The organism is Pseudomonas putida (genome assembly GCF_001941965.1).
In the GTDB taxonomy this organism is placed as follows: Bacteria; Pseudomonadota; Gammaproteobacteria; order Pseudomonadales; family Pseudomonadaceae; genus Aquipseudomonas; species Aquipseudomonas putida_L.
Genome location: NZ_MKZO01000041.1, coordinates 40,196 through 47,780, shown reverse-complemented (window position 1 = coordinate 47,780; position 7,585 = coordinate 40,196). Strand labels below are relative to the sequence as shown.

At 56.3% G+C, this 7,585-nt stretch carries 10 protein-coding genes, 4 tRNA genes and 1 rRNA gene; all 15 read left to right on the top strand.

What is annotated here, in order from left to right:
- Positions 1-102: ribosomal RNA gene (gene rrf / locus PSEMO_RS22715) — 5S ribosomal RNA — on the top strand; the annotation flags it as partial.
- Between the two features lie 163 nt (positions 103-265).
- A complete protein-coding gene (birA, locus tag PSEMO_RS22710) occupies positions 266-1,222 on the top strand; it encodes a bifunctional biotin--[acetyl-CoA-carboxylase] ligase/biotin operon repressor BirA (RefSeq protein ID WP_075805201.1) in 957 nt (318 codons plus the stop codon).
- Positions 1,212-1,958, top strand: coding sequence for a pantothenate kinase (locus tag PSEMO_RS22705; RefSeq protein WP_075805200.1), 747 nt, complete (start codon positions 1,212-1,214; stop codon positions 1,956-1,958). The genes birA and PSEMO_RS22705 overlap by 11 nt, the downstream gene beginning before the upstream one ends.
- 7 nt (positions 1,959-1,965) lie before the next feature.
- Positions 1,966-2,373, top strand: coding sequence for a hypothetical protein (locus PSEMO_RS22700; RefSeq protein ID WP_075805199.1), 408 nt, complete (start codon positions 1,966-1,968; stop codon positions 2,371-2,373).
- Between the two features lie 146 nt (positions 2,374-2,519).
- Positions 2,520-2,604: transfer RNA gene (locus tag PSEMO_RS22695), tRNA-Tyr, on the top strand.
- Positions 2,605-2,627: 23 nt separating this feature from the next.
- A tRNA-Gly gene (locus PSEMO_RS22690) sits at positions 2,628-2,701 on the top strand.
- A 28-nt stretch (positions 2,702-2,729) separates the two neighbouring features.
- Positions 2,730-2,805: transfer RNA gene (locus PSEMO_RS22685), tRNA-Thr, on the top strand.
- Positions 2,806-2,889: 84 nt separating this feature from the next.
- On the top strand, positions 2,890-4,083 hold the full coding sequence (gene tuf, locus PSEMO_RS22680) for an elongation factor Tu (RefSeq protein WP_075805190.1): 1,194 nt from the start codon (positions 2,890-2,892) through the stop codon (positions 4,081-4,083).
- A gap of 54 nt (positions 4,084-4,137) precedes the next feature.
- Positions 4,138-4,213 (top strand) — tRNA-Trp (locus PSEMO_RS22675).
- Between the two features lie 43 nt (positions 4,214-4,256).
- Entirely contained in the window at positions 4,257-4,625 is a 369-nt protein-coding gene (gene secE / locus PSEMO_RS22670; RefSeq protein ID WP_075805198.1) for a preprotein translocase subunit SecE, read from the top strand.
- Between the two features lie 9 nt (positions 4,626-4,634).
- Entirely contained in the window at positions 4,635-5,168 is a 534-nt protein-coding gene (nusG, locus tag PSEMO_RS22665) for a transcription termination/antitermination protein NusG (RefSeq protein WP_075805197.1), read from the top strand.
- 118 nt (positions 5,169-5,286) lie between these two features.
- Complete coding sequence (gene rplK / locus PSEMO_RS22660) at positions 5,287-5,718, top strand: 50S ribosomal protein L11 (protein ID WP_075805196.1); 432 nt, start codon at positions 5,287-5,289, stop codon at positions 5,716-5,718.
- Positions 5,718-6,413: a 50S ribosomal protein L1 gene (gene rplA / locus PSEMO_RS22655; protein WP_075805195.1), complete on the top strand. Its 696-nt coding sequence runs from the start codon at positions 5,718-5,720 to the stop codon at positions 6,411-6,413. The genes rplK and rplA overlap by 1 nt, the downstream gene beginning before the upstream one ends.
- Positions 6,414-6,612: 199 nt before the next feature.
- A complete protein-coding gene (gene rplJ, locus PSEMO_RS22650) occupies positions 6,613-7,113 on the top strand; it encodes a 50S ribosomal protein L10 (RefSeq protein ID WP_023628748.1) in 501 nt (166 codons plus the stop codon).
- A gap of 77 nt (positions 7,114-7,190) precedes the next feature.
- On the top strand, positions 7,191-7,556 hold the full coding sequence (gene rplL, locus PSEMO_RS22645; protein WP_075805194.1) for a 50S ribosomal protein L7/L12: 366 nt from the start codon (positions 7,191-7,193) through the stop codon (positions 7,554-7,556).
- Positions 7,557-7,585 lie beyond the last annotated feature (29 nt).

Here is a 7,585-nt window from a genome sequence, read left to right as displayed (position 1 = left end):
AGCATTGGAACCACCTGATCCCATCCCGAACTCAGCAGTGAAACGATGCATCGCCGATGGTAGTGTGGAGCTTCTCCATGTGAGAGTAGGTCATCGTCAAGATTCAATTCCGAAACCCCTATCTGCGAATGCAGGTAGGGGTTTTGTCTTTTCGGTCGAAAATATGTTCGATCTTCGGCAAATCTCCAGCGTTCAGCCCTCTGTTTTCTATGCAATCACCACGGGCGTGGCTATCATGCCTGCCTCATTGTGTATCGAGATTGGCATGCTGAAGTTGTTAACGCTCCTCAAGGATGGTCGATTTCATTCTGGCGAGGCTCTGGGTGCAGTGCTTGGAGTAAGTCGCAGCGCGGTCTGGAAGCAATTGCAGCTCCTTGAGTCAGAGTTGAATCTGGCCGTGTACAAGGTGCGTGGCCGGGGCTACCGGCTGGCCGAGCCTTTGCTGCTGCTCGATGCGGAACAGATCGCTTCCCTGGCCGGGAAAGAACCATGGCCGGCGCTGGTTTACGATGAAATCGACTCGACCAATGCCGAGGCTCTGCGCCTTGTCGCTGCTGGCCAGGCTGCGCCATTCGTGGTGATGGCCGAGCGGCAGAGCGCTGGCCGTGGCCGTCGGGGTCGGGCCTGGTCGAGCCCGTTTGCACAGAATCTGTATTACAGCCTGCTTTTGCGGGTGGAAGGCGGGATGCGCCAGCTTGAGGGGCTTAGCCTGGTCGTTGGCCTCGCGGTGCGGCAGGCTCTGCGTTCTCTAGGCGTTGCTTCGGCTGGCCTCAAGTGGCCAAACGATGTGCTTGTGGATAACCGCAAGGTGGCAGGGATTCTACTGGAGCTGGTGGGGGATCCTGCGGATGTCTGTCATGTCGTTCTCGGTATTGGTATCAACGTGAATATGCAGAGCGCTGACATTGATCAGGCGTGGACCTCGCTGCGTCTTGAGAATGGCCAGATGGTCGATCGGAATCATCTGGCCGCGCTCTTGGGTGACAACCTGCGGACATACCTGGCTCGGCATCATCAGGGCGGTTTCTCTGCCCTGCAGGCCGAGTGGGAAGAAGCCCACCTCTGGCAAGGGCGTCGCGTGTCCCTTATAGCCGGTTCCAGCAGTATCGATGGGGTGGTATTGGGGGTTGATCGCCAGGGGGCGTTGCGTCTTGATGTGGGTGGCACTGAAAAGAGCTTCAGCGGTGGTGAGCTCAGCTTGAGGTTGCGTGATGATTCTTGAGCTCGATTGCGGAAACAGTTTTATCAAGTGGCGCATCATCCGGCGTTCGGACAAAGTCGTCATGGCCGGCGGTGTGGTCGACTCGGACAAGGCGTTGCTTTCGGCCGTTGAACGGGAAGGCTTGGCTCCCCGATTCTGCCGGCTGGTAAGCGTACGTACCGAGGACGAAACCAGCGCCCTGGTAGTGGCGCTGCAGAGCGCTTTCTCTCTTGAGGTAAAGAAGGCCGGGCCCGCGCAGGAGCTGGCCGGCGTTCGCAATGGCTACGAAAGTTACGAGCGCCTGGGTCTGGATCGCTGGCTGGCATTGCTGGGTGGGTATCACCTGGTGAAATCGGCCTGCGTGGTCATTGATCTCGGCACAGCGGTGACATCCGACTTCGTAAGTGCGAGCGGAGAGCACCTGGGCGGCTTCATCTGTCCGGGAATGCCGCTGATGCGCAACCAGCTTCGTACGCACACACGGAGAATTCGCTACGATGACCTGTCTGCCGAGCAAGCTCTGTCGAGTCTCGCACCCGGGCGTGCGACTGTAGAGGCGGTGGAACGGGGTTGCACGCTGATGTTGCAGGGTTTTGTGCTGACCCAGGTCGAACAGGCGCGAGCGCTTTGGGGTGAGGACTTCACCTTGTTCATTACCGGGGGCGACGCAGCCTTGGTGAGCCAGGTGGTGCCATCGGCTCGTGCCGTTCCCGATCTGGTATTCGTTGGGCTTGCCATCGCTTGTCCATTGGACTGAGGTGAATATGCGTTGGTTGTTTCTTCTGCTGCTGGTGCTGAATGTCTTCTATTACGTCTGGCATCAACAGGAGGCACCGCTCAAGGCCAAGGAGGTCGTTTCGCTGTCGTCGTACAAAGGCAGCCAGCAGGATATCCAGTTGCTGAGTGAGGCGCAGTCGGAGAAGGGCTGTCTTTATCTCGGCGGCCTTGCAACCCCCGAGGTGCTTGAATCATTGCGTCAGCGCCTGGTGACCCTGGATGTGTCTTCCAGGAAGGTGGTCGGCAAGCTGATGGATAGTCCTGGCTGGTGGCTGCAGGTCCGCCCGGAAAGCCGGCATTTGCTGGACGAAACCCTGGTCGAGAGTCTTTCCCGTGATTTCAATGACTTAAAGAGTAAAGTAATGCAGTGCGAGGGTATTGCAACCGTCGAATAGTTTGCATAGAATGGCGCCCGCTTCACAGGGATAACCACTCGGTGGTGGAACTGCGAAGTGACTGTCAAAGTAGCTAACCTCAAGATTTTAAAGAGAAAAAGCTTGACAGTCGGACGGCAAGGATACAAAATGCCGACCACAGCTCAGGAGGGGTTCCCGAGCGGCCAAAGGGATCAGACTGTAAATCTGACGTCTACGACTTCGAAGGTTCGAATCCTTCCCCCTCCACCAGTTTAGCGAGAGCAGCTAGCTCCGCGGGTATAGTTTAGTGGTAGAACCTCAGCCTTCCAAGCTGATGATGCGGGTTCGATTCCCGCTACCCGCTCCAAGTTTGCTGCTGTTGCAAAATGTGTTTCGCTCTTGTAGCTCAGTTGGTAGAGCACACCCTTGGTAAGGGTGAGGTCAGCGGTTCAAATCCGCTCAAGAGCTCCATCTAACAAGGCGGATATGAAAATATCCGCCTTTGTTTTAATGGTTGGTATCGCAGCTTAATTCTTCTGTTGGAGGATAGTATCGATGGCTAAGGAAAAGTTTGAACGTAACAAGCCGCACGTTAACGTCGGCACCATTGGTCACGTGGACCATGGCAAAACTACGTTGACTGCAGCGCTGACTCGCGTCTGCTCCGAGGTTTTCGGTTCTGCAAAGGTTGACTTCGACAAGATCGACTCGGCTCCAGAAGAGAAGGCTCGTGGTATCACCATCAACACTGCTCACGTAGAGTACGACTCGCTGATTCGTCACTACGCGCACGTTGACTGCCCAGGCCACGCCGACTACGTCAAGAACATGATCACCGGTGCTGCCCAGATGGACGGCGCGATCCTGGTTTGCTCGGCCGCCGATGGTCCGATGCCACAAACCCGTGAGCACATCCTGCTGTCCCGTCAGGTTGGCGTACCGTACATCGTTGTCTTCCTGAACAAGGCTGACATGGTTGACGACGCTGAGCTGCTGGAACTGGTCGAGATGGAAGTTCGCGACCTGCTGAGCACCTACGACTTCCCAGGTGATGACACTCCAATCATCATCGGTTCGGCTCTGATGGCTCTGAACGGCCAGGACGACAACGAAATGGGCACCAGCGCTGTCAAGAAGCTGGTTGAAACTCTGGACAGCTACATCCCAGAGCCAGAGCGTGCTATCGACAAGCCGTTCCTGATGCCAATCGAAGACGTGTTCTCGATCTCCGGCCGCGGTACCGTTGTTACCGGTCGTGTAGAGCGTGGCATCGTTCGCATCCAGGAAGAAGTCGAGATCGTTGGTCTGCGTGACACCGTCAAGACCACCTGCACCGGCGTTGAAATGTTCCGCAAGCTGCTGGACGAAGGCCGTGCTGGCGAGAACTGCGGCGTTCTGCTGCGTGGCACCAAGCGTGACGACGTTGAGCGTGGTCAGGTTCTGGCCAAGCCAGGTTCGGTCAAGCCGCACACCAAGTTCATCGCAGAAGTCTACGTTCTGAGCAAGGAAGAAGGCGGTCGTCACACTCCGTTCTTCAAAGGCTACCGTCCACAGTTCTACTTCCGTACCACTGACGTGACCGGTAACTGCGAACTGCCGGAAGGCGTAGAAATGGTAATGCCAGGTGACAACATCCAGATGACTGTCACTCTGATCAAGACCATCGCTATGGAAGACGGTCTGCGTTTCGCCATCCGTGAAGGCGGTCGTACCGTCGGCGCCGGCGTCGTAGCCAAGGTTATCGAATAAGTAGTTGATTTATCTCTATCGGGCCGCTATAGTGGGCGGCCTGATTAAGCTTTTAGGTCAGTAGCTCAATTGGCAGAGCGACGGTCTCCAAAACCGTAGGTTGGGGGTTCGATTCCCTCCTGACCTGCCAGATTCTCTCGTGTATCTGGCTTTCTTTTCACAGGACCCACCATATGACTTCCAAGTCTGAAGCCCAAGACTCTCGCTTCGATCTGCTCAAGTGGCTTGCTGTTGTTGCCTTGGTTGTTGTCGGGGTTGTCGGTAACCAGTACTACTCTGCGTCGCCGATCCTGTACCGCGTAATCGCCTTGCTCGTTCTTGCTGCTGCCGCTGCGTTCATCGCGCTGCAGACAGTAAAGGGCAAGTCGTTCTTTGCGCTGGCTAAGGAAGCTCGCACCGAGATCCGTAAGGTCGTATGGCCAACCCGCCAGGAGACTACCCAGACCACGTTGATCGTTGTGGTTGTGGTGCTGGTCATGGCGCTGCTGTTGTGGGGTCTTGATTCCCTGCTCGGCTGGTTGATTTCCTTGATTGTTGGCTAAGGGTGTCCTGTGGCTAAGCGTTGGTATGTTGTACATGCGTACTCGGGTTACGAGAAGCATGTAATGCGCTCGCTGATCGAGCGCGTGAAGCTGGCAGGCATGGAAGACGGCTTCGGCGAAATTCTGGTTCCCACTGAAGAAGTGGTTGAAATGCGTAATGGCCAGAAGCGCAAAAGCGAACGCAAGTTCTTCCCAGGCTATGTGCTGGTTCAGATGGACATGAACGAAGGGACTTGGCACTTGGTCAAGGATACCCCTCGTGTAATGGGCTTCATTGGCGGTACGGCTGACAAGCCGGCCCCGATCACCGACAAAGAGGCTGAAGCCATTCTGCGTCGTGTGGCTGACGGCAGCGACAAGCCGAAGCCGAAGACCCTGTTCGAGCCAGGTGAAGTGGTTCGTGTTATCGATGGTCCGTTCGCTGATTTCAACGGTTCCGTCGAAGAGGTCAACTACGAGAAGAGTCGTCTGCAGGTTGCAGTGCTCATTTTCGGTCGCTCTACTCCGGTAGAGCTCGAGTTCAGCCAGGTCGAAAAGGTCTAGTTGAGCGAAGCATCCCATACCCCGCAGCCCTGCGCTGCGGGGTTTTTTCGTCACCGGGATAAAACGCAAGCAAACCGGGGAGCCTTTCTGGCGTTCGTACCCGATATTGGAGTAGCTCATGGCTAAGAAGATTCAGGCTTACATCAAGCTGCAAGTAAAGGCCGGCCAGGCCAACCCAAGCCCACCCGTTGGTCCAGCACTGGGTCAACACGGTGTGAACATCATGGAATTCTGCAAGGCCTTCAACGCCCGTACCCAGGGTCAAGAGCCAGGTCTGCCGACTCCTGTGATCATCACTGTCTACAGTGACCGCAGCTTCACCTTTGAGACCAAAAGCACCCCTGCTTCGGTTCTGCTGAAGAAGGCCGCCGGCCTGACCAGCGGTTCGGCCCGTCCGAACACCGTTAAAGTCGGTACTGTGACCCGTGCTCAGCTGGAAGAGATCGCCAAGACCAAGACTGCCGATCTGACCGCTGCTGACCTGGATGCAGCCGTGCGTACCATCGCCGGTTCTGCTCGCAGCATGGGCCTCAACGTGGAGGGTGTGTAATGGCTAAGCTGACCAAGCGCCAAAAGGCCATCGCTTCTAAAGTAGAAGCTGGCAAAGTCTACAACTTCGAAGACGCAGCTGCCCTGCTGGCTGAACTGTCCGCCGTGAAGTTCACCGAGTCCTTCGACGTTGCCGTCAACCTCGGCGTTGACCCACGTAAATCCGACCAGGTCGTTCGTAGCGCTACCGTGCTGCCACACGGCACTGGCAAGACCGTACGTGTTGCCGTCTTCACCCAGGGTCCAGTTGCTGAAGCCGCTCTGGCTGCCGGCGCTGACCGCGTAGGTATGGACGATCTGGCTGCCGAAATGAAAGGCGGCGACCTGAACTATGACGTCGTCATCGCTTCCCCGGATGCCATGCGCGTTGTAGGTCAACTGGGTCAGGTTCTGGGTCCTCGCGGCCTGATGCCTAACCCGAAAGTCGGTACCGTAACTCCAGACGTAGCCACTGCGGTCAAGAACGCCAAGGCTGGTCAGGTTCGTTATCGCACCGACAAAAACGGTATCATTCACACTTCCGTTGGCAAGGTTGGCTTCGAAGCCGGCAAGCTGAAGGAAAACGTTGAAGCCCTGATCGCTGACCTGAAGCGTATCAAGCCAGCTTCCTCGAAAGGTATCTACGTCAAGCGCGTTACCCTGAGCACCACCATGGGCCCAGGTCTGGTCATCGACCAGAGCTCGCTGAACGCTTAAGAAAACGCTGGGTCGAGCGATCGGCCCCACGTTGAAAAATTGGGGTCCCTGCCTGGCGGGGGCTATCCAAGACCGTAGGCGGCGCAAGCCTTAAACCTTAAAGCCTACGCAGATGGTGCTCCCGATTCGTTATCGAATCAGACACCAAAACGACATCCGGCTTCGGCCAGATGAAACGGTAGAAACCAGGAGTAAACCCGTGGCAATTAAACTCGAAGACAAGAAGGCCATCGTCGCTGAAGTCAACGAGGCTGCCAAAGTCGCTCTGTCCGCTGTCGTGGCTGATGCCCGTGGTGTGACTGTAGGCGCAATGACCGGACTCCGTAAAGAGGCTCGTGAAGCTGGCGTTTACGTACGTGTCGTACGTAACACCCTGCTCAAGCGCGCTGTTGCTGACACTGAATTCAGTGTCCTCAACGACGCCTTCACCGGCCCGACCCTGATCGCTTTCTCCAACGAGCACCCGGGCGCTGCTGCCCGTCTGTTCAAAGAGTTCGCCAAGGGTCAGGACAAGTTCGAGATCAAGGCAGCTGCGTTTGACGGCAAGTTCATTGCAGCGAACCAGATCGACGTGTTGGCTACCCTGCCGACCCGCGACGAGGCCATCGCGAAGCTGATGAGCGTTATCCAAGGCGCCACCAGCAAGCTGGCTCGCACCCTGGCAGCCATTCGCGACCAGAAAGAAGCTACCGCTGCCTAAGGCGCGAGAACCTCTTTCCACTCATATGTTTAATTTGATGGCTGCGTAGGCTGTCACCCCAATACAGGATTTAAGTCATGTCTCTGACTAACGAGCAAATCATCGAAGCAATCGGCCAGAAAACCGTTCTGGAAATTGTTGAGCTGATCAAAGCAATGGAAGAAACCTTCGGCGTTACCGCTGCTGTTGCCGCTGCTGGCCCAGCTGCTGCCGCTGCCGTTGTTGAAGAACAAACCGAGTTCAACGTTGTTCTGACCGCCGCTGGCGACAAGAAAGTCAACGTGATCAAGGCTGTTCGTGAAATGACCGGTCTGGGTCTGAAAGAAGCCAAAGAGAAAGTCGACGGCGCTCCTCAAACCCTGCTGGAAGGCGTTTCGAAAGAAGCCGCTGAAGACGCGAAGAAGAAGCTGGAAGAAGCAGGCGCACAAGTCGAAGTCAAGTAATTTCGACCTTGCGACTCCAGCCCGAGCGT